We start from the raw sequence: 21,294 nt of genomic DNA, 5'->3' as shown, positions 1-21,294 counted from the left end.
GGGCGCCGCAGGCTGGCGGCGCCCACCGATGGAGATTCCCCATGACCCTGCTCTTTGGCCTTTACGTATTGATCTGGCCTGCCCTCACCCTAGGCGTGCTGCTGCTGATCTGCCGCGCCGTTGCCCGCGACCGTCGTGAGGCGAAAAAGGACCACCGCACCCTGGTGTGAGACGTGACGCGCACTGACCTGCTGCGTTACCTGACCTCGATGCGAGGGACAGGCCACAACGCAAGAAGCCGCCCCACGGGGCGGCTTCTTTCGCTAAGGCTGGCCTTATGGGGCTGGCCTTATGGCTGGCGGTAGGGAGGGGAGGTCCCTTCAGCGCCGCGCCATGCCATGCCATGCCAGATCAGATCCGACACAGGACTCAGTCTTCCTCTGTCTCGTCTGCTTCTTCTGTCTCGGCATCGCCGACCCAGACTTTGAGGATGGCGTAAGGCGCCTTGCCCTCATCGTCCCCACCGGTGAACGGCGGTGCCTTGTGCAGCTGATTCACCGCGATATAGAGCCAGCCATCGTCAGCAAGACGCACACTGTCAGGCCAATCCAGGCGTTCGTCGCGCACGAGTGGCTCCAGGCGTCCATCCATGGTCAGGATGTCAACGCCATTCTCGTTGAGGTTGGTGAAGAAGTGGCGCCCATCCTCGACGGTGTCGGCGCCGTCAGATACCGGCTTGTCACCGACCCGGGTGATGGCATTTGCCAGGTCGTCACGCTCCGCGTCCTCGACCAGCAGGTCCGTAGGCATGGCGTACCAGCTTTGACCATTCATGGCGCCGTAGAACAGCGTTTCACCGTTAGCTGACAGGGTGATGGGGTTGACCCCGACGCTGGCCGGTTCGCCGCCAAACTGGATGTCCTCGCCGTTGATGGTGAGCGTCGCGGACGCCTCAGCCTGCAGCGAAGGATGATCATCAAAGCGGTGAGCCTCGCCGCTCTCCAGGTCGAGGGTGATGATGCCCGGCTTGGCGATATCTGCCAGGTAGGCAACACCACGTTCGCGGTCGACTTCCAGATCCTGGACAAAGCTGCCCTCAGGGGCGATGTCCTGGCGCAAGGTAATCTTGTCGATCAACTCGCCGGAGGCAATATCAAACCCCCAAAGTCGCGTCTTGCCCAGGTGGTTGCCCATATCCGTGATCCACAGGCCCCCTTGGCCATCCAGGGCAATGCCCAGCGGTGAATCGATGGTGTCGTCGGTGTAGTCACCACCATGGGTCTGCACCTGTGGCGATGGCCAGGCCCGGTAGCTGTGGGGACCGGTGATCTCGATCAACTGGACGTCGTGATCGCCGTCCATGGGATGGACGGTGGAGAAGATGCGACCTTCTGCAGTAACGGTGACGTTGCCTGGGCGCAATGGAAGTTCGGCAACGCTTCTGATCTCGCCGCGATACAGAGGCTCTGCGGCAGCCTGATAGTGACCCTGGAGGGGGTCATGGGCGACCGCGGTGACGGGCAGGGTGGCGGCCATCAATGCGGACAGCAGCAGTGAACGGGGAAGCTCGCGCTGGGCACGGCGACGGGCGGTGGACATGGGGCGACCTCGTAATAGCGATAACTTGAGCGACTGCTCAATGCCCAACCCTAGCATGTTTTGTGCTCACCCCAAGACGTCGCCGGGTGAAAACTGGATAATGCGCCTCAATGGCGTGGTCACGTGACCAAGGTTGACCACCCCCACCCATTACTCCGGTGCTGACTCCATGGAAATCAAGGTCAATTTTCTCGACAACCTGCGGCTTGAGGCCAAGTTCGACGACTTCACCGTCGTCACCGACCAGCCGATTCGCTACAAGGGTGACGGCTCGGCGCCGAGTCCCTTTGACTACTTTCTGGCGTCGTCTGCTCTGTGCGCCGCCTATTTCGTCAAGGTGTACTGCGTCGCGCGGGATATTCCCACCGAGAATATTCGCCTCTCGCAGAACAACATCGTTGACCCGGAAAATCGCTACAACCAGATTTTCAAGATCCAGGTCGAGCTGCCGGAAGATCTGTCTGACAAGGACCGCCAGGGCATCCTGCGCTCCATCGAACGCTGTACCGTCAAGAAGGTGGTGCAGACCGGTCCCGAGTTCCAGATCGAGACGGTGGAGAACCTCGACGAAGACGCCCAGGCGCTGCTGATGGCGGAGCCGCCGGAAGGAGAGCGTACCTGGATCGAGGGCAAGGACCTCCCTCTGGAGCAGACCATTGCCAACATGACCGGCATGCTGGCGGAGCTCGGCATGAAGGTCGAGATCGCCTCCTGGCGCAATATTGTGCCCCATGTCTGGTCGCTGCATATCCGTGACGCCGCGTCCCCCATGTGCTTCACCAACGGCAAGGGGGCGACCAAGGAAAGCGCGCTGTGCTCGGCGCTGGGTGAGTTCATCGAGCGCTTGAGCTGCAACTTCTTCTACAACGACCAGTTCTTCGGTGAAGAGATCGCCTCGAGCGAATTCGTTCACTATCCCTGCGAAAAGTGGTTTCAGCCAGGGCCCAACGACGAGCTGCCCAAGGGCATTCTCGACGACTACTGCCTGGAGATCTTTGATCCGGACGGTGAGCTTCAGGGCTCGCACCTGATCGATACCAACTCCGGCAAGGTCGAGCGCGGTATCGTTTCGCTGCCGTTTGTGCGTCAGTCCGATGGCGAGGTGGTCTACTTTCCGTCGAACCTGATCGAGAACCTGTATCTGTCCAATGGCATGAGCGCCGGCAACACCCTGGCCGAAGCCCAGGTGCAGTGCCTGTCGGAGATCTTCGAGCGGGCGGTGAAACGCCAGATCCTGGAGCAGGAGCTGGCGCTGCCAGACGTGCCCGACGAGGTGCTGGCCAAGTACCCGGATATCGTTGAAGGCGTCAAGGCGCTGGAGGATCAGGGCTTTCCGGTACTGGTGAAGGATGCCTCGCTTGGCGGGCAGTTTCCGGTAGCCTGTGTGACCCTGATGAACCCCAAGACGGGCGGCGTGTTCGCCTCTTTTGGCGCTCATCCGAGCTTCCAGGTCGCCATAGAGCGCAGCCTGACCGAGCTGATGCAGGGTCGCAGTTTTGAAGGCCTGAATGACTTCATGCCACCGACCTTCAACTCCCTTGCCGTGACCGAGCCGAACAACTTCGTCGAGCATTTCATCGACTCCTCGGGCCTGGTGTCCTGGCGCTTCTTCAGTGCCAGGGCGGATGTCGAGTTTGTCGAGTGGGACTTCTCCGGCAGCAATGACGAAGAGGCGGCGACCCTGTTCGGCATTCTCGAGGAGCTTGGCAAGGAAGCCTACATGATGGTCCACGAGGATCTCGGGGCGCCGGTCTGTCGCATCCTGGTGCCAGGCTATTCCGAGGTCTACCCCGTCGAGGACCTGGTCTGGGACAACACCAACGTGGCGCTTGAGTACCGCGAGGACATCCTCAATCTGCACCGGCTCGACGAAGAGCAGCTCAGTGATCTGCTCGAACGTCTCGACGAGAGCCAGCTCGATGAGCATATGGATATCATCACCCTGATCGGCATCGAGTTTGACGAGAATACCGTGTGGGGCCAGCTCACCATTCTCGAGCTCAAGCTGATGCTGAATCTGGCGCTGGGCCAGCATGAAGAGGCCCTGGATCGGGTCGAGATGTTCCTGCAGTACAACGACAACACCGTCGAGCGTGGCCTGTTCTACCAGGCGGTGCGGGCGGTGTTGGAGATCGAGCTCGATGACGAGCTTGAGCGCGATGACTTCCTCTACAACCTGCGCCGCATGTTCGGTGAGGACACCATGGACACGGTGGTGCGTGCCGTTGACGGTGAGCTGCGCTTCCCGGGGCTTACGCCCACCAGTATCCAGCTGGAGGGCCTGGAGAAGCATCAGCGTCTGATCGAGAGCTACAAGAAGCTGCACGCGCGCCGGGCTAGGCTGGCGGCTGAAGGCTGACTCGGCGGCGACTGCGAGTTCAGTGAGGCCAGATGACCAAAGCCCCTCTGCCGTTAAGCTGCAGAGGGGCTTTTTTACGTCAGCGGCGCACATCGAACTCTGAGGCCGGACCTATGCCGTACCTACGAGCAACGTCGTGGCCATCAGGCGGGCTGTCGCGTTGCCGCGATGGTCACGTCGCGGATGTTGATATGCTGAGGCTGCTGATACATGTAGAGCGCGGCTGCGGCGATATCATCGGCATGCAGTACGCCTCCCATGGAGGCTTTCCACTGTTCGTAGCCTTCTATGATGTCGGGGTCTGTGGTGTGTCCCAGTAACTCCGTATCGACCGCGCCTGGATGAATGGCCATGACGCGGACGCCACTGTCGGCCACTTCTTCACGCAGGTTTTCGCTGATGGCACTCGCCGCGAACTTGCTGCCAACGTAAGCCGCGTGGTTGGGGAAGCTCTTCTTGCCGGCGATGGAACTGATATTGAGAATGGTACCCGCACCGCGTTCACACATGGCGGCCAGCACGGCTTGGGTTCCATGCAACAGGCCCAGCACGTTGACGTCGAGCATTCGCTTCCACTCTGCTGCATCCTGAGTCGCGAGCTGGCCCAGCAACATGACCCCCGCGTTGTTGACCAACAGGTCCGTGGGCCCGAATGTCTTCTCGGCCTCGCCAATGGCGTTGGCCAGGGCGGATGGGTCGGTCACATCGACCTCTCGGCACAGGCTGTCGGGAAGGTTCATCGCTTGCATGGGTTCGAGTCGGCGCGCCAGCAACAGCAAGGGGTGTCCGGCGCTGGAGAAATGGCGGGCGATTGCGGCACCGATGCCAGAAGAGGCTCCGGTAATGACAACGAGGGGCTTGGTCATGGGTCACCTTTGCGTGTGAAAAGCCGTGCGAGACGACCTTTGTGAATCGACAGGGGCGCATTCTGGGACTTGCCGCTATGATGAAAAATCCATCCATTGCAAAATGACTGTTCACATTTTATGAACGATATCCCTTGGCGCTGGACGCGTGCCTTTCTGCTGGTCGCTGAGCACGGCAGTTTTACCGCGGCAGCCCATGCTTCTGGCCAGTCCAAGGCGAACCTCAGCCAGCAGATCACCGAGCTGGAACGCGCGCTCAAGGTGCAGTTGCTTCACCGCACCACGCGCCGCTTGCGCCTCACCAGCGTGGGGGAGGGGTACTTCGAGCGCGCGACTCTGGCGTTTCAGCAGCTCGATGCGGCCACCGAGTGGGCCATGCAGTCGACGCGAGAACTCAAGGGCGTGATTCGAATGAACGCGGTGGGTGGTCTGGTAGGCGAAGAACTGATTGCACCGCTGGTGTTTCGGTTCCAGCAGGCGCATCCCGGGGTCGAGGTGGAGTTGGACTTCTCCAGCCTGCGGGTGGACCTGCTGACGAGCCGCTACGATCTGGTGATGCGCATGGGCGAGCTGGAAGACTCCACGCTGGTGGCCAGGCGGCTGCACCAGGTCTCCACGCGCTATGTGGCAAGTCCGGAGTTGCTTGAGCAACACGCTCCCGTGCGCAGGCCCGAAGATTTGCAGGGGCTGCCGTTGATCTACGGGAGCGTTGATCACTGGTTATTGAAGCGGGGTAATCAGCAGCGGGTAGTACAGGCCCGCGGAGGCTTCAAGATCGTCAGTGGCCATGCCATGCGTCAAGCCGCGTTGTCTGGCCTTGGTGTCACCCGCTTGGTCGATGTCTACGTCGAGGCGGACATCGCCCGGGGTGACCTGGTCGAGGTATTACCTGATTGGTCTGATACGACTCCCTTGTCGCTGGTCTGCCCGCCCCATCGCTATCAGCTTGAGCGAGTGCGCGCGCTGATGAGCTGGTTGATCCAGGAGTTTCCTGACGTGTACACCCGGGCCCTGCGCGAGGGGCTAGCGGCAAAGCGCGTGCGTTAGGAGGCCGCATTGCGGGCGCCGCGTGGGCGACGCGCCTGGATCAACCTTGTAGGGCTGTCGTTACCGCCCCATCCATCCTCCATCGACCGTCATGACGGTGCCGTGCATATAGTCCGAGGCGCGGGAGGCGAGAAATACGACAGGTCCCTTGAAGTCATCGGGGCTGCCCCAGCGTCCAGCGGGGATTCGGGCCAGGATGTCGCGAGATCTGTCGGAATCTTCCCGCAGTGCCTGGGTGTTGTCGGTGGCGATATACCCGGGCGCGATGGCATTGACGTTCACGCCATGGGCCGCCCATTCATTGGCAAAGGCCTTGGTCAGCTGGGCAATGCCGCCCTTGCTGGCGGCGTATCCCGGTACCGTGATGCCGCCCTGAAACGACAGCAGTGAAGCAGTGAAGATGATCTTGCCGCTGCCCCTGTCGACCATGTGTCGACCGATCTCCCGGGTCAACACGAAAGGTGCACTTAGATTGATGTCGATCACTCGGTCCCACAGCGCGTCCGAGTGTTCATGGGCTGGCGCGCGCTCGATGGTGCCGGCGTTGTTGATCAGGATATCGATACGTCGCTCACCAAGTCCCTCCACCAGCGTCATTAGCGCCTTGCGGTCAGACAGGTCGCAGGCGATACCCTCGAAACGTCGTCCCAGCTTGCGCACTTGTTTACCCAGCTCGTCACCATCGCTGGCCATGCTGGCGCTGACGCCGATGATATCGGCACCGGCTTCAGCCAAGGCCAGCGCCATGGCCGCGCCGATGCCTCTGCGAGCCCCTGTTACCAGCGCCGTCTGTCCAGTCAGGGAAAAGTGGCTAAGCATTGTCATCCTGTGTCTCCTTGAGCCTGGTGTATCCGTTGGTGGTGAAGAGCAGCTTCTCATCTCGACATGGTGAGGTGCCATCTGCGATCCATCCGTAGGGGTGGGGAACAGACGTCGTGTCGACTCCACGGCCTGGGTTAATACAAATATTGCCTTGTTATACCTATGTCTAATCGCCAGGATGGCGTCGCTATCTGGCGTGCTATTTTTACGTAAAAAATGTTTTATTTCAGCGTTTTGGTGATTGATGTTGAAAGCGATGTAACATGCTTCTTGGCTCCGAAGAGGTGTGGGGATAGATAAGTTGTAAAAAGTTGTTTGAAAAGCGGCAGGGCGATTTCTATAGTGACCACGTCACTTACCGGCCCGGTGGGCCCAGAACAGGCGAAGCCCATGAGCATCATCAACGATTACCCCCACCCCGAGTTGTCCAGCCTGACCCGTGAGCGCCTGATGCGCGCGTCGACGGCATCGCTGCACACCTTGCTGCACAAGCGTGGCCTGAAAAATACCTACATCCAGAACGTCGGGCGCATGAACACTGCCCAGGTCAAGATGGTGGGGCAGGCATACACACTGCGCTATATCCCGGCCCGGGAAGATCTCGACACGGTCGCTGCGTTTCGTGATCCAGAGCATCCCCAGCGCCTGGCCGTCGAGACAGTGCCACCGGGGCGTGTTCTGGTGTCCGACTGCCGTCAGGATGCCAGCGCCGCCAGTGCCGGGAGCATCCTGCTGACCCGGTTACAGGTGCGCGAGTGCGCGGGCTTTGTGTCCGACGCGGGGGTGCGTGACTCGGAGTACGCCGAGACCATGTCGATGCCGGTGTTCTGTACCAAGCCCAGTTCCCCGACCAACCTGACCAAGCACCATGCCGTGGACATCCAGCAGCCCATCGGCTGTGGCGGCGTCCCGGTCTACCCGGGCGATGTCCTGGTGGGTGATGGTGACGGCGTCATGGTCATTCCGCTGGAGCTGGCTGATGAAGTTGCAGAAGAGGCGGCCGGTATGGAGGCCTTCGAGGCCTACGTGCTTGAGAAAGTCAGCGCCGGGGCCAAGGTCATCGGCCTTTACCCGCCCAACGAGCAGGCCCAGGAGGAGTATCAGGCCTACCTGCGTCAGCAGCAGTCGCGCTGAGGTTGCAGCACTGATGCAGCCGCGCTGACGCCTCACTGCAACACGATGACTGGTCACTTCCAGTGGCCACTCATTCGACTATCACAATCAATAATGAAAGGAGCCGCCATGACTGCTCACACCTTGCTCTCGACTCGCCAGTGGTCACGCCTTGCTTCCGTCACGACCGGGGGTACCCTGGCAAGTGTTCTCCTGGCTGCCGCAGTCGCCGTGCCTGTGGCCCAGGCCGACTTCCCCCAGCGCGACGTGCGAATGATCGTGCCGTGGCCGGCGGGAGGTGGTGCCGATGCCATCTCGCGCAAGATCAGTAATCTGGCCGAGCAGGCGCTGCCGACCTCTGTCTACGTCGAGAATATCGGTGGTGCTGTCACCGCGACCGGCCTGATGCAGTTGGCCAAGGCGCGTCCTGATGGCCACACCATCGGAGTGCTGACCTACGATAGCGTGGTGACCTTGCCGCGGGGCAATATGGTCCCGGGCTACTCGCTGGATAAGCTTGAACCCTTCGCCCGTGTGACCCAGGAGGCCGATGCCATCGTGGTGTCGAAGCAGTCGGGTTACGGCTCCTACGAAGAGCTGATCGAGGCGGCCCGAGCAAACCCCGGTACTGTGCGCATTGGTGTAGCGCCGGAAGGATCTGGTCCTTACCTGGCGGTGCGCCGACTGGAGGCCGCCACCGGGGTGAGCTTCAACGTGATCTCCTATCCGGGATCCTCCACTGCGGAGGCCGAAGCCCTGTTGTCCGGAGAAATCGACGGAGCGATTTCTAGCCTGGGAGACTTCTCCGGCATCCTGTCCTCCGGCGATGCGCTGGGTGTGGTCGAACTGTCCGGTTCACAGAATCCTGCGTACCCGGAGGTCCCGCCGATCTCCGAGTTTGGCATCGAGCTTGAGACCGGCAGTTTCATTGTCCTGGCGGCCCCCGCGAATACACCCGAGGACGTGATCGACACGCTGGAGTCCGCCTATCAGGACGCCTACGAAAGTGATGAGTTCCAGCAGTGGGTCACCAGCATTGGAGTGACGCCAGGGTGGCTGGGCAGCGAGGAGGTCGACGACTGGATCGCCAGCTACCAGCAGAGAACATTTGCCGCGATGGATGAGCTGAACCTGTAAGCCTGACGCGAAGGTCGCCAGCATCTGGCGATCTTCGCCGATTGCCACCCACGGAAACGGATTAGAGGACCTTGGGAAGCGCTGAATACATCAGCCGAGCGCAATGAGAGGCTAGGCGCCAGCAGCGCAGCACCCGGAGCCTATGCGGTATAGGTGAGGAGTGCGAGCAGCCCGCAACGCAGCGACTCGTCCGCGCAGGCATGTATGCAGTGTTTCCCTTACGTCGCTGTCCGTTTCCGTTCCTACCCAATGATCATTGTGTGGTCGGCTCCTGGTTGCGGGGGCCGAGAGAGGTTCCCTATGTCCCGATTTTCTGTCCCCACGATGGCGCGTGCACTGGGCACCGGCGCCGCCTGCTTTCATGGAGTCCTGGCGCTGATGTCGCTCGGTTACCTCATCGTCACCTTGACCATGGGGCCACCGCTGCAAAACGGCAAGCTGACGCCGTCCTTCTTTCCTTTACTGATAGGTGCGCTGGCGAGCGTGCTGTGCCTGTTGCAATGGCGTTCTGCGGTTCACGAGAACCTTGCAGCGACAGCCTCGGACGCATCGCAAGCGACGGTGCAAGCGCGGGCACTTCGCTTTTCGCCTGAGCTTCTATTGATGCTCGCAACGCTGGTGTATGTCCTGGCCTTTCAGGGGATTGGCTACCTGCTGTCTACCCTGATCTACGTGCTGACGGTGATGATGCTGTTCTCTGGCGTCGATAGGTGGCTGTCGAAGGTAGCGATCGCCATGGCCATCACTGGGGTGGGCTACCTGCTGTTCCAGCAGATTTTCAATGTACGTCTACCGGCGCTATGGGGGTGAGCCATGGATTTTCTGACACAAGTGGTAGCGAGCTTTGCTCTGCTGCTCAACCCCACCGTACTGTTCTACGTGGTGGCCGGTTTTCTGATCGGCACGGTGTTTTCGGCGATTCCAGGACTCACCGCCACCCTGGCATTGGCGCTGCTGCTGCCGCTGACCTATAGCCTTGACGTGACCACCGCGCTGATGGCCTGTGCCAGCATTTATATGGCCGGCATGTGCGGCGGCAGTATCACCGCCACTACCATCAATATACCCGGTGCTCCCTCGTCGATGATGACCGCCCTGGAAGGCTATCCCATGCAGCAGCGGGGCGAAGGGCCTCTGGCGCTGGGGCATGCCTCCTTCGCCTCGATGATCGGGGGCGTCTTCGGAGCGGTACTGCTGGTGCTGCTGGCGCCCTTGATCGCTGACCTGTCGCTGCTGGTGCAGACCACTGGCAAGTGCGCGCTGATCCTGTTTGCGCTGATCGTGATTGTCATTGCCCAGCGGGGCAACGTCCGCCGTGCCGGCATTGCCGCGTGCCTCGGGTTGATGTTGGCGACGGTGGGGCTCGATGCCATGGTGCCGGTGGCCAGGTTCAGCTTTGGTAGCGGCGACCTGGCGGCAGGTATCGATCTGATGCCCGTCATTATCGGCACCTTTGCGATCAGTGAGCTACTGACCCAGTTGGCCGAGAACGACAAGGCCTTGAGTATTCGTGAGAAGTTGAAGGGGGTGGCAAAGATTCGCCGTCGCGACTTCATCCCTTCGCGCTCGGCGATTCGTCGTATCGGCGCCGCCTGCTACCTGAAATCCTCGACCATCGGCTACCTGGTCGGCACCCTGCCCGGCGCAGGTGGCTCCATGGGCGGCTTTCTGGCCTACGTGGAAGCGGTACGTACCTCGAAAGAGCCTGACACTTTCGGCAAGGGCAATCCCCAGGGAATTGCCGCAGCGGAAAGCGCCAACAATGCGGTGTGTGGTGGTGCCCTGGTGCCGATGCTGACCTTCGGTATACCGGGTGATCCGATTACCGCGATCGTGCTTGGCGTGCTGGTGATCAACGGCATCCAGCCCGGACCCCAGTTGATGGAGTCCCAGGCCGGGTTAATCGCCCCGATGCTGGCGGCCCTGATCTTCAGCGCCTTGATCCTGATTCCGTTGACGATGTATCTGCTGGGTCCGTACTTCATCCGTATTGTGCGCATTCGCCGGGACATACTGTTCGGCTCGATCGCCATGCTGGCGGTGGTGGGCAGCTATGTGGCCACTTACTCCACCTTCCAGATGATGATGACCCTGATCATGGGGGTGCTGGCCTTCTATCTGCGCAAGCACGGCTACCCGGTGGTAACCCTGCTGCTGGGTTTCATTCTCGGCCCAGGCCTGGAAGAGTACCTGCGGCGTGCGCTGACGTTGTCCAATGGCGACCTGACGGTGTTTGTGACCCAGCCTGATAGCCTGTTCTTCCTGGTGCTGACCGGTGTCTTTGTCTACTTCCTGGCAATCCGCAAGCCAGTACAGCTCAAACGTCGCGAAAGCACCGGCTGAGGGCGGCGATACCTGGCATACCTTCGCGCCTGATCCTGTCACGTCGACGGGGTCAGGCGTTTTGTTGCACGACCCCGAAGGCACGGCCGTGGCTGAATCAACTCGCCTTTGGGGGGAGTGAGAAGGGGCCATGGGCCGCCAGGCACCGATGACCGCTATCAACATGAAGGCCCTCGCCTGTGGCGAGGGCCTTCTTGTCTTCGTGGTGGCGGTCTTCTCTTGAGTCCCGCCACCCTGGAAAGCGTGGCGGCTAGGCCCGTCTTTCGAAAGGCCTAGCCCTGGCGCTTGCCGTTGACCTGGCGTGGCAGGCCCAGCGGGTTGTCGGCCTTGAGACTGTCCGGCGCCAGCGCCTCGGGCAGCGCCTGATAGCACACCGGGCGCAAGAAACGCTGGATAGCGGCACTGCCAACCGAGGTGGTGCGCGTGTCGGAGGTCGCGGGCCAGGGGCCGCCATGGACCATGGTGTGACACACCTCGACGCCGGTGGGCCAGCCGTTGAACATGATGCGGCCAGCGCGGCGTTCGAGCAGTGGCAGTAACCGCTCGGCGAGCGCATGGTCGGCCTGGTCCAGGTGGACCGTGGCGGTTAGCTGGCCCTCCAGGGCGCTCAGCACCTGTGTCATCTGTTCTACCGACGCACATTCGACGATCAGTGCGCAGGCGCCGAACACCTCGTCGTGCAGGGCGTCATTGCCGATGAACGCGCTGGCGCTGGTGCGGAAAAGGTGCGGCTGACAGGGGCAGGCGAGGTGCCCGGTATCCTTGCCCTTGGCGACCAGGGCAACGTCCGGCTGATCGGCGAGTTGGGCTACGCCCTGCTGGTAGGCGGCGTGAATGCCAGGAGTCAGCATCAACTGGGGGCCCGCCTCTCTGATCGCCTTGCCGGCCTGGTCGACAAAGCGTTCCAGGGCATGGCCGGACAGTGCCAGGATCAGGCCCGGGTTGGTGCAGAACTGCCCGGCTCCCATGGTCAGAGAAGCGACGAAGGCCTCACCCAGATCCTCAGCCGCCGTTTCCAGCTGGTGTGGCAACAGCAAAACAGGGTTGATGCTGCTCATCTCGGCGTAAACCGGGATCGGCTGCGGGCGCGCCTGGGCGGTGCGAAGTAGCGCAGTACCCCCAGTGCGTGAGCCGGTGAAGCCAACCGCCTGGATGCGTGGGTCTCGCACCAGGCCCTGACCGAGTTCGCGGCCGCTGCCGTAAAGCAGCGAGAAGACTCCCTCGGGCATGTCGCACTCCCGCGCGGCTTGCTGAACGGCACGTCCGACCAGCTCCGAGGTGCCAGGATGAGCGGAGTGAGCCTTGACGATCACTGGACAGCCCGCTGCGAGGGCAGAAGCGGTGTCGCCTCCTGCCACTGAGAATGCCAGCGGGAAGTTACTGGCGCCAAATACCGCCACGGGACCCAGTGGCACCTGCTGCTGAACCAGCGCTGGGCGTGGCATGGGCGTGCGTTCAGGAAGGGCATCCTCCACGCGCACGCCCAGGAATTCGCCACTGCGCAGCACCTCGGCAAACAGCCGGAGCTGCCCACAGGTGCGGCCGCGCTCGCCTTCCAGACGGGCCTTGGGCAGGCCGGTCTCGGCCATGGCGCGCTCGGTCAGAGCATCACCCAGGGCATCGATGTGGTCGGCGATGGTGTCCAGAAAGCGGGCTCGATCACCAAGTGGTAGCTGTCGGTATGGCAGGAAGGCATCTTCCGCCAGCTGGCAAGCTCGCTCGATCTCGGCGGCCCCTGCGCTGGGGTAGGTGGGCGACAGCATGTCTCCCGAGGCGGGATTGATGGCGGCGATACCGCGTTCGCCAACATCGCCTGCCAACGACTGAAAGCCGATCAACTGGTGTCCTTCAAGTGTCATGACCATCTCCTGTTCGAAGGGGCGCTCAGGGGCACATCTGGCCGCCGTTGACGTCGATGACCTGGCCGGTGATGTAACCGCTGGCGGCGTGGGAGGCCAGGAACAGGAACGACGGCGCCACTTCCTCGGAGGTGCCAAGGCGACCCATGGCGATGGTGGAGGCGATCTTGGCCTTGACCTCATCGCTCTTGTCGGCGTGGAAGGCGGTGTCGATAGTGCCCGGTGCGACGATGTTGAAGCGCACCTTGTCCTTGGTGAATTCCTTGACCCAGTTGCGGTGGAGGTTATGCAGCATGGCCTTGGAGCCGCCGTACAGAGAGGCGCCCAGGCCGCCGCCTTCGCGTCCGGCGATGGATCCGGTGCTGATGACGCTGGCGGTCTCTCCGCGCTTCTCGGCAGAGGCCTTCAGGTGCGGCATGGCGAAGCGGGTGGTCATGATGACCGAACGCAGGTTCAGGTCCATGACCAGGTTGAAGTCGTCGTCTTCAAGGGACTCGAGACTCTTGCGTACACCCAGGCCGCCGGCGTTGTTGACCAGCACGTCGAGGCTGCCGAACTGCTCGACGAATTCGTTGACCAGGGTCTCGCACTCGCCGCTCTTGGTCAGGTCGCGCTCATAGTAGGCGAAGCGCGCACCTTCAGACTCCAGCTGGGCAATCAGCTCCTCGGCGGCGGCGTCCTTCTGGCTGCTGTTGATGCCGACGATGGCACCTTCGCGAGCGAAGGCGACGGCGGCGGCGCGCCCGATGCCCTTGGTGGAGCCGGTGATAAGGACGGTCTTGTCGTTGAGGTCGGCGAACATGAAATGCTCCTGAACTAAGCGGGCCTGCGACAGGCCGCATCATGGGATGGTTCGGTGCGGGGAGGGCGCAGGGCGCCACCCTCGATGTTGTGCAGCCAACCTTAGCCCAGAGTCTTATGGTCTTCAAACAAATAAGAACAAGTAGGGCTCGTACTTTGGTCTTGTTGGGGTGGTGAGTGGAGAGGTTAAGTGCTGTGTCAGGCTTGCGATGTGCTTTGTTTGTAATTGTGCAAAATACTGTTTTGTAACATTTTTATTCGATTTCGTGTGCGGGTTTTTAAGCGCTTTTGCGTCTAGATGATGCGTCTGTCCTGTTCCCGTTAGCATAAAGTATAATTTGTAATAACTTGTCTGTTTTACGGTCCGAGGGCACTCTTGCAAGCGTTCATTCCGGTGCCGAGCAAATGCGTTGACGCCGGAGCTTCCGACGCTAGCTGACAAGAGAGATAACCCATGCGAACGCTTCCACGCCTGCTATGTGCTTCCCTGCTGGTGGCGACCTCCTCGGTCGCGGTCGGTGACGACTATCCCACCAAGCCGATCACCCTGATTGTGCCCTGGTCTGCCGGCGGCGGCACCGACGCCGTGGGTCGACAGTTCGCTGCCGGGCTGCAGCAGGAGCTGGGGCAACCGGTCAATGTGGTCAACCGCACCGGCGGCTCCGGTGTGGTCGGTCACATGGCGATGAAGATGGCGCGTCCGGACGGCTACACCCTCGGCCTGGGTACCGCTGAGATCGCTACCTATCGGCACATCGGTACCGCGGATCTGTCCTACGAAGACTTTACCCCGATCGCGCTGCTCAACCTCGACTACGCCGCCTTTACCGTCAACGCCGAGGCGCCCTGGCAGAACCTGGAAGAGGCGCTGGCGGATCTGGCCGAGTCACCCAACGAGTACACCGTGTCGGGCTCCGCGCCGGGTGCCGCCTACCACCTGTCCTTTGCCGGCTTCCTCGACCAGCAAGGCATCGATCCCAACACCGTCAACCTGGTGCCCAGTGAGGGGGCGGCGCCAGGTCTGCAGGAGCTGGCTGCGGGCGGTGTCGATATTGTCTTCTCGTCGCTGCCGGAAACGGAGTCCATGCGTGAGTCTGATCGTGTGCGCACGCTGGCGGTGCTATCCAGCGAGCGTGAGAACGCCTTCCCCGATATTCCCGCCGCTGGCGAGGTGACCGGCGATGACTGGTCCCACGGTTCCTGGCGTGGCCTGGTCGGCCCCGAGGGGCTGCCAGAAGACGTCACCGAGCGCCTGCTGAGCGCGGCTGAGGCCGTGTGGAACTCCGAGGATTTCCAGGCGTTCATGGAAAGCCGCGGTTTCGGTGCGGTATGGGAAGGACCGGAAGGCTTCGAGGCGTTCATGGCCGAACAGGACGCCAACAACGCCTCCATCATCGACAAGCTGGGCCTGGCCCAGTGATCGACCTTCGGTCTTCACCTGCTGATGGTGGGTGGGGACCGTCAGTGACACTTTGTAGAAGCGCCGCTTGGGCGGCGCCTCTCCGCTGATGCGTCTGCATCAAGGAGACATGTCTCATGCGTACCAGTGATGCAATATCAGGAACCATGGCGGCGGCCTTGGGGGCTGCCCTCATCGTGGCTTCTGCCGATTTGAGCCCATTGCCGCGGCAGGTCTACGGCGCCGGGACCTTTCCCAAGGTGGTCGGCGGGCTGTTGTTGCTGATGGGGGGGCTGCTGATCCTCAAGGGCTTGCGACAGCGCCAGGCCTTGGTGCGCTGGTCGGGCAAGGTGGCCGGGCGCCCCTTCCTGCTGGCGCTCGGTGCGGTGGTGGCGAGCGTCATTGCCTATGTGCTGCTGACTCCGGTGCTCGGCTTTCCGGTGGTGGCGGTGACGCTGTTGACGCTGCTGTTCCGGATGTATCACCGCCGCGGCTGGGGCCGCGCGCTGCTGATCGCGGTGATGGCGACGGCAGTGATCTGGATGCTGTTCGCCCAGGTGCTGCACGTCCCCCTGGCTCCCGGACTGCTTGAACAGGTGCTCTACTGATGAACGAATTACTGCAAGCTGCCTCCATGGTGCTCGACGCCGAGGTGATCCTGGTGATCATCGCGGCCTCCCTGTTCGGGCTGTTCATGGGCGCTATTCCTGGTCTTACCGCAACCATGGCGACCGCCTTGCTGGTGCCGGTGACCTTTTTCATGGAGCCGCTGCCGGCGATCGCCGCCATCGTCTCAGCCACCGCCATGGCCATCGTCGCTGGTGATATACCTGGGGCGCTGCTGAGGATGCCGGGTACGCCGGCGTCTGCGGTCTATGCCGACGAGGCCTATCTTCTGGGCAAGAAGGGCAAGTTGGGGCTTGCCCTCGGCATCAACGTCACCTGCTCGATGCTGGGTGGCATTATTGGCGTAGCGGTGCTTGCCCTGTTTGCCCCGCGGATCGCTGAATTTGCGCTGCAGTTCACCAGTGACGAGTATTTCTGGCTGGCCTTGTTGGGGCTGTCCTGCGCCATCCTGGTGGCCGGTGGCGATCCGCTCAAGGGCGCTATTTCGATGCTGATCGGCCTGTCTCTGGCGATGGTCGGCATGGACAGCGTGTCCGGCCAGATGCGCTTCACCATGGGCAGCTATGACCTGCTTGCCGGTATCTCGTTGCTGCCGGTGCTGATTGGCTTGTTTGCCATTACTGAACTGCTACGCAGCCTGCCTGGGGCGGGACAGAGCGCCACCAACGTGGAGACGCCCAAGGGCAAGCTGCTGGACGGCGTTGCCGGGACAACCTGGCGCTACAAGGGGGGCGTTGCCCGAGGGGGCCTGCTTGGCACCATGATCGGGGCGCTGCCCGGCGCCGGCGCCGATATCGCGTCCTGGATCAGTTATGCCATCAGCCGCAAGCTGTCCCGTGAGCCACAGAAGTACGGTACCGGTCATCCAGAGGGGTTGGTCTCGGCCAGCGCCGCCAACAACGCGGCCCTGTCCGGCGCCTATATCCCGGCGCTGGTGTTCGGCATTCCCGGGGATACCGTCACCGCTATCATCATCGGCGTGCTGACCACCAAGGGCATCACCCCGGGCCCGGACGTCTTCACCGAGCAGGGTGCCCTGGTCAACGCCATCTTCATGGTGTTCGTGCTGGCCAATCTGCTGCTGCTGCCGCTGGGGCTGATGGCGATCAAGGGGGCCGGCAGGTTGCTGGCGGTGCCCACAGGGGTTCTCTACCCATTGATCCTGATGTTTTGTATCGTGGGGGCCTTCTCTGCCAACAACAGCATGTTCGACGTCTGGATCATGCTCGGCCTGGGGCTGGTCGGGGTCTTCCTGATGGAGAACGACTTCCCGCTGGGTCCGCTGATTCTGGCCTTTATCCTCGGCCCCATCATCGAGAGCAACTTCATGCGCTCGATCCTCAAGTCCGACGGCGACCTGATGGCCTTCGTCGACCGGCCCATCGCCATGGTGCTGGCGGGGCTGGCGATTCTGACCTGGACCCTGATCATCGCCAACGGCATCTGGAAGGGGCGTCAGGCTAGCAGGCCCGGCAATGCCAAGACGGTGGCCTGAGCGGAAAAATGCGCCAGTGTTGGGGCAAGGAACGGCGAAAGGCGCCCGGGTGCGACCTCAAGGTCCAGTGCAGGGCGCCGTTTGCGATGGTAAAAAGGGAGGGGGCCACGGCGGAGTGATGAGCCGGACGGGCAACTTCCAGGGAACAAGAGATCCGGAGCAAGGCAAGATGGCATTAGAGGCGAAATTTTCACTGGCTTCGGCGGTCTACGAGAAGATTCTGGAAGCGATCATCGAAGGCCAGTATCCGGTCAATGAGAAGTTGCCCACCGAGGCGCAGCTGTGCCGTCGCTATGAAGTCTCTCGTCCGGTGCTGCGCGATGCCCTGGCCCGACTCAAGGAGGATGAGCTGGTGGTGTCCCGGCGCGGCTCCGGCAGCTTTGTCATTCGTCAGCCTGACAGCGCGGTGCTCAAGTTTGCGCCTATCTCAAGCATTGCCGACATTCAGCGCTGCTTTGAGTTTCGCACCAACGTCGAAGCGCGGGCAGCACATCTGGCGGCGTTGCGACGCACCCAGGAACAGCTCGACCAGATTCGTCGCTGCTACGACATCATCGATGAGGCCAATGCTCGCCACGATCTGGCCACCGACGAAGACTATCGCTTCCATCTGGCGATTACCGAAGCGGCCAGCAATCACTACTACACCACCGTATTGAAGTCGCTCAACGAGAGTATCAAGGAAGGGATGAACCTGACTCGTGGGCTGTCACTGATGGCGTCGCAGGCGCGCCTGCGACTGGTACAGGACGAACATTTGGCCATCGTCGACGCCATCGCCGCCAAGGATGGAGAGGCTGCGGAAGCCGCCATGCGCGCCCATATCGACAATGCCCGACATCGGATGTTTGAAGGCACGCGTTAGCCACTCGTCTGGCGTGCGCCTGGCAGGCTCCATGGAGTCGATGAACCCTCAGCAGCCGGCTATCGCCAGAATGTCCACCAGCGACGCTCCTTGCCCGTCGGGCGCCGGACGTGCAGGGCATCGATGAAGGGATTGATGTCATGGGTCAGGGTGAGAAAGGCCCGATCCACCGCAGCGCTCCCATATTGCGCTTCCAATTCGGCCCACCTGGCCTCTGGCAACACGCTGAAGGCCAGGGTATCGCTGCCTTCCGACTCCCATACCATCCTGATGCTGTAGTCAGGGGCCATCAGTTCGTTGATCGTCATCAACGTGATGTGCCGGTCCCCCGGTGACTGGGTCAGCGGCACTGCCCGTGATCGTTCTGCGTAGGTGATGGTCAGCACGTCGTCGACCCAGTGGGAGCCCAGCATACCGGTGTGGGCGACGGCCTCGCAGTAGTCAGCCAGCACGGCGTCGTCATCTCGCCAGTCGACCCAGAAGACCTCTTTGTCATCGGCCAGCAGAAGATCAAAGATATCATCGGTCGGTTCAGCGATGAGTTTCTCTACCAGGTCCATGGGATGCCTCCATGTCAGAGAGGGGCTGGTGATCGCAGGCTGGAGATTGTCGAGGCCGTCAGAGGTCAGGCAACGAGAACGGGGTGAGTGTCGATGTTTCCTGCTGCATGAGAGGAGAGTGATACTCGAGTCTACCGCCGGGCAGGGGCGATAGAGCAAGCTTGGGAACAAGATCTCGGCGTTGCCGCATAGTTCCTGCGAACGTTGCCAGGGTGGCTTCAGATGTTGGCTCCCGCTAGGTTTATCTGGGGACGAGACAAGTATCTGGCTGGGTAGCGAGTGCTGAATCCCGAGGCGAGTGTCGGCACTGCGTCGATAAAGAAGGCTCCGCCGGGAGACTGCTGCGGGGCGGAGCCTTGTATGGATTGCGGACGGACCTAAAGCCAACCGAACAGCAGCGGGTCCAGCAAGCCTTGCGGGTAGGTCAGGGTGAGGAAGGTTGCCATGCTGACCAGGAATCCCGTCACCCCCATGGCCATCAGCAGGGCCAACCACCACCGCAGCTTGGCAATAGCCAGCAGGAAGACCAGAGTGAACAGCGTGGCGGTGGTGATAAAGCCGATCGAGAGCATGGCACCGACCAGCGCAAAGAACCCGATGAGCCAGACGCTTTCACGCTCCAGACCTTGCTGCTTCCAGCGGGGACGGCGAATCACGCTGCGCGCCACTTCCGCCAGACAGGCCACGGCCATGATGGCGATGGCCAGGCGGGGCATGATGCCGCCGATGAGTGACAGCTCGGAGACGTTGATCCAGGCGCTGGCCGCCAGGACCAGCAGGGCCACCAGCAGGATGATGTCGATGATGCCGAGCTGATGCGGCGGCTTGTCGTCGTTGGTCTGGGTAGCAGCGGCCCCGACAGACATGGCCTGGCGGCGTTTCTTGACGCCGGCACCAATGATCGGGATGAACAGCGCAGCCAGGATCATGGCGCCGATGATCAGCACACCGGGACGTAGGAAGGCGTCAGCACCCTGAAACTGTACCGCCTGGTAGAAGTAGGCCTCCGCCCCTGGGGCGAGGACGAAGCCGATCAGGAAGGCGGGGCGTGACCAGTTGGCGCGCTTGAACAGCACGCCGATGACGCCGATGGCACCCAGCGCCAACAGATCACCGGTGGCTCGCGTCGCCTGGAAGGCGGCGAAGATGATCAGCACGGTGATCAAGGGAGCCAGGGTGGCGAAGGGCACCCGGGTCAGGTTGGCCACCGGGCGTGCCAGGAGCAAACACATGGCGGCGCCAAGGATGTTGGCAAGGGCCAGTGACCAGATGATGGTGTACGTCAGATCAAGATGGGTCTCGATCATGCCAACGCCAGGTTGCAGGCCCAGCAGCAAGAGACCGCCGAGAAACACGGCGGCAGTGCCCGAGCCCGGTACCCCGAACAGCAGCGTTGGTACCATGGCACCGCAGGCGCAAGCGTTATTGGCGGATTCCGGGGCGATGACGCCACGAATGTCGCCCTTGCCAAACGCGGACTTGTCCTTGGCAGTCTGGACCGCATGACCATAGGTCAGCCAGTCGACGACAGAGCCCGCCAGGCCAGGAATGGTGCCCACCAGGCTGCCGATGGCGGCGCAGCGGGCGACCAGGCCACGCTGTTGGCCAACGTCCTGAATGCCGCGGCGCCAGCCTTCACCAAGGCGGCAGGGCTTTTCGGCGATAGCGCCACGTTTGACCAGCAGGTCGATGATCTCGGGCAGGGCGAAGATGCCCAGGCCGACAACGACCAGGGGCAGGCCATCAAACAGGTAATCGATGTCCAGATTGAGACGAAACTCACCGGTGGCCGGGGCCATGCCGATACCGCCTACCAGCAGGCCGAACCCGCAGGCGGCAAGCCCCTTGAACAGATCTGCGCCTGACAGCACCGCCACCATGGACAGGCCAAGCAGCGTCAGCATGAACAGCTCTGATGACGAGAAGGACAGTACCAGCGGACGGGCGATCAGGATAAATCCGGTCAGCACCACCGCACCAATCAGGCCACCGATCATGGAGGACAGGAAGGCGCTGGACAGGGCCCGGGCTGCCTGGCCCTTCTTGGCCAACGAGAAACCGTCGATAACGGTGGCTTGAGAGGCGCTGGAGCCAGGGATGCCGAGCAGCACGGAGGCAAAGGTGTCGCCAGTCGGGATGACGGCGACCAGTCCCATCAGCATGCCCAGTGCCACCGTAGGCTCCATGCCGTAGAGGAAAGGGAGCAGCAGGGACATGCCAGCGATGCCCCCGAGTCCGGGAATGATGCCGACGATCAGGCCGACCATCACCCCCAGCAGCATGAACAGCATATGGGACAGGGTGAACAACTGTCCCAGGCTGGAGAGGAAGATATCAAGCATGGCGTTGGACTCTCGTATTGTCGTAGCGCTGGGGCGTGCCCCCAGCGCTGTTATCGTCACGTTGTTGTGGTCGAGCTGTGAGCCGAGCTCCTTTCGGCACACCTAATAGAGAAGCTGCGG

At 61.9% G+C, this 21,294-nt stretch carries 18 protein-coding genes; 11 read left to right on the top strand and 7 right to left on the bottom strand.

From position 1 onward, the window contains the following. Nucleotides 1-41 precede the first annotated feature (41 nt). Nucleotides 42-170 (top strand): putative transporter small subunit, encoded by a 129-nt coding sequence (locus tag KUW18_RS00200; RefSeq protein ID WP_222162054.1) that lies wholly within the window; start codon nucleotides 42-44, stop codon nucleotides 168-170. 199 nt (nucleotides 171-369) lie between these two features. Here KUW18_RS00200 and KUW18_RS00195 read toward each other — a convergent pair whose 3' ends face one another. Beyond that, nucleotides 370-1,539 (bottom strand): L-dopachrome tautomerase-related protein, encoded by a 1,170-nt coding sequence (locus tag KUW18_RS00195; protein WP_222560530.1) that lies wholly within the window; start codon nucleotides 1,537-1,539, stop codon nucleotides 370-372. 169 nt (nucleotides 1,540-1,708) lie between these two features. Between KUW18_RS00195 and KUW18_RS00190 the strand changes: the two genes are divergently transcribed. Then, nucleotides 1,709-3,898: an OsmC domain/YcaO domain-containing protein gene (locus KUW18_RS00190; protein WP_222560747.1), complete on the top strand. Its 2,190-nt coding sequence runs from the start codon at nucleotides 1,709-1,711 to the stop codon at nucleotides 3,896-3,898. 143 nt (nucleotides 3,899-4,041) lie between these two features. Here KUW18_RS00190 and KUW18_RS00185 read toward each other — a convergent pair whose 3' ends face one another. Beyond that, nucleotides 4,042-4,764: an SDR family oxidoreductase gene (locus KUW18_RS00185; RefSeq protein ID WP_222560529.1), complete on the bottom strand. Its 723-nt coding sequence runs from the start codon at nucleotides 4,762-4,764 to the stop codon at nucleotides 4,042-4,044. 120 nt (nucleotides 4,765-4,884) lie between these two features. Between KUW18_RS00185 and KUW18_RS00180 the strand changes: the two genes are divergently transcribed. Continuing rightward, nucleotides 4,885-5,811, top strand: a complete 927-nt coding sequence (locus KUW18_RS00180) for a LysR family transcriptional regulator (RefSeq protein WP_222560528.1) — start codon at nucleotides 4,885-4,887, stop codon at nucleotides 5,809-5,811. Nucleotides 5,812-5,871: 60 nt separating this feature from the next. Here KUW18_RS00180 and KUW18_RS00175 read toward each other — a convergent pair whose 3' ends face one another. Further along, on the bottom strand, nucleotides 5,872-6,636 hold the full coding sequence (locus tag KUW18_RS00175; protein WP_315900614.1) for an SDR family NAD(P)-dependent oxidoreductase: 765 nt from the start codon (nucleotides 6,634-6,636) through the stop codon (nucleotides 5,872-5,874). Nucleotides 6,637-7,023: 387 nt separating this feature from the next. Between KUW18_RS00175 and KUW18_RS00170 the strand changes: the two genes are divergently transcribed. The 4 genes from KUW18_RS00170 (at nucleotide 7,024) to KUW18_RS00155 (ending at nucleotide 11,226) form a co-directional block, all read left to right on the top strand. After that, nucleotides 7,024-7,767, top strand: coding sequence for a ribonuclease activity regulator RraA (locus KUW18_RS00170; protein ID WP_222560527.1), 744 nt, complete (start codon nucleotides 7,024-7,026; stop codon nucleotides 7,765-7,767). A gap of 108 nt (nucleotides 7,768-7,875) precedes the next feature. Beyond that, nucleotides 7,876-8,883, top strand: a complete 1,008-nt coding sequence (locus tag KUW18_RS00165) for a Bug family tripartite tricarboxylate transporter substrate binding protein (RefSeq protein WP_222162066.1) — start codon at nucleotides 7,876-7,878, stop codon at nucleotides 8,881-8,883. 300 nt (nucleotides 8,884-9,183) lie between these two features. After that, entirely contained in the window at nucleotides 9,184-9,693 is a 510-nt protein-coding gene (locus KUW18_RS00160; protein WP_206942663.1) for a tripartite tricarboxylate transporter TctB family protein, read from the top strand. Nucleotides 9,694-9,696: 3 nt separating this feature from the next. Then, entirely contained in the window at nucleotides 9,697-11,226 is a 1,530-nt protein-coding gene (locus tag KUW18_RS00155) for a tripartite tricarboxylate transporter permease (RefSeq protein WP_222560526.1), read from the top strand. Nucleotides 11,227-11,498: 272 nt separating this feature from the next. Here KUW18_RS00155 and KUW18_RS00150 read toward each other — a convergent pair whose 3' ends face one another. Next, on the bottom strand, nucleotides 11,499-13,085 hold the full coding sequence (locus tag KUW18_RS00150) for an aldehyde dehydrogenase (NADP(+)) (protein WP_222560524.1): 1,587 nt from the start codon (nucleotides 13,083-13,085) through the stop codon (nucleotides 11,499-11,501). A gap of 25 nt (nucleotides 13,086-13,110) precedes the next feature. Further along, entirely contained in the window at nucleotides 13,111-13,887 is a 777-nt protein-coding gene (locus tag KUW18_RS00145) for an SDR family NAD(P)-dependent oxidoreductase (protein WP_222560523.1), read from the bottom strand. A gap of 453 nt (nucleotides 13,888-14,340) precedes the next feature. On the opposite strand from KUW18_RS00145, the gene KUW18_RS00140 reads away from it, so the two are divergent. The 4 genes from KUW18_RS00140 to KUW18_RS00125 all read left to right on the top strand — a co-directional run bounded on the left by KUW18_RS00140 (nucleotide 14,341) and on the right by KUW18_RS00125 (nucleotide 18,272). Beyond that, nucleotides 14,341-15,306: a Bug family tripartite tricarboxylate transporter substrate binding protein gene (locus tag KUW18_RS00140; RefSeq protein ID WP_222560522.1), complete on the top strand. Its 966-nt coding sequence runs from the start codon at nucleotides 14,341-14,343 to the stop codon at nucleotides 15,304-15,306. Between the two features lie 116 nt (nucleotides 15,307-15,422). Then, nucleotides 15,423-15,893: a tripartite tricarboxylate transporter TctB family protein gene (locus KUW18_RS00135; RefSeq protein ID WP_222162072.1), complete on the top strand. Its 471-nt coding sequence runs from the start codon at nucleotides 15,423-15,425 to the stop codon at nucleotides 15,891-15,893. Continuing rightward, a complete protein-coding gene (locus tag KUW18_RS00130; RefSeq protein WP_261396373.1) occupies nucleotides 15,893-17,407 on the top strand; it encodes a tripartite tricarboxylate transporter permease in 1,515 nt (504 codons plus the stop codon). The genes KUW18_RS00135 and KUW18_RS00130 overlap by 1 nt, the downstream gene beginning before the upstream one ends. Nucleotides 17,408-17,525: 118 nt before the next feature. Beyond that, the gene (locus KUW18_RS00125; protein WP_261396372.1) at nucleotides 17,526-18,272 is read left to right on the top strand and encodes a FadR/GntR family transcriptional regulator; all 747 of its coding nucleotides are present in this window, start codon (nucleotides 17,526-17,528) and stop codon (nucleotides 18,270-18,272) included. A 59-nt stretch (nucleotides 18,273-18,331) separates the two neighbouring features. Here KUW18_RS00125 and KUW18_RS00120 read toward each other — a convergent pair whose 3' ends face one another. Continuing rightward, on the bottom strand, nucleotides 18,332-18,832 hold the full coding sequence (locus tag KUW18_RS00120; protein ID WP_222560521.1) for a hypothetical protein: 501 nt from the start codon (nucleotides 18,830-18,832) through the stop codon (nucleotides 18,332-18,334). 377 nt (nucleotides 18,833-19,209) lie between these two features. Beyond that, nucleotides 19,210-21,174, bottom strand: a complete 1,965-nt coding sequence (locus KUW18_RS00115; RefSeq protein WP_222560520.1) for a tripartite tricarboxylate transporter permease — start codon at nucleotides 21,172-21,174, stop codon at nucleotides 19,210-19,212. Between the last annotated feature and the right edge of the window lie 120 nt (nucleotides 21,175-21,294).

Origin of the sequence: Halomonas sp. DP5Y7-2, from assembly GCF_019802025.1 — a bacterium.
Taxonomy (GTDB): domain Bacteria; phylum Pseudomonadota; class Gammaproteobacteria; order Pseudomonadales; family Halomonadaceae; genus Halomonas; species Halomonas litopenaei_A.
This window is presented reverse-complemented; position numbering and strand designations above follow the sequence as displayed.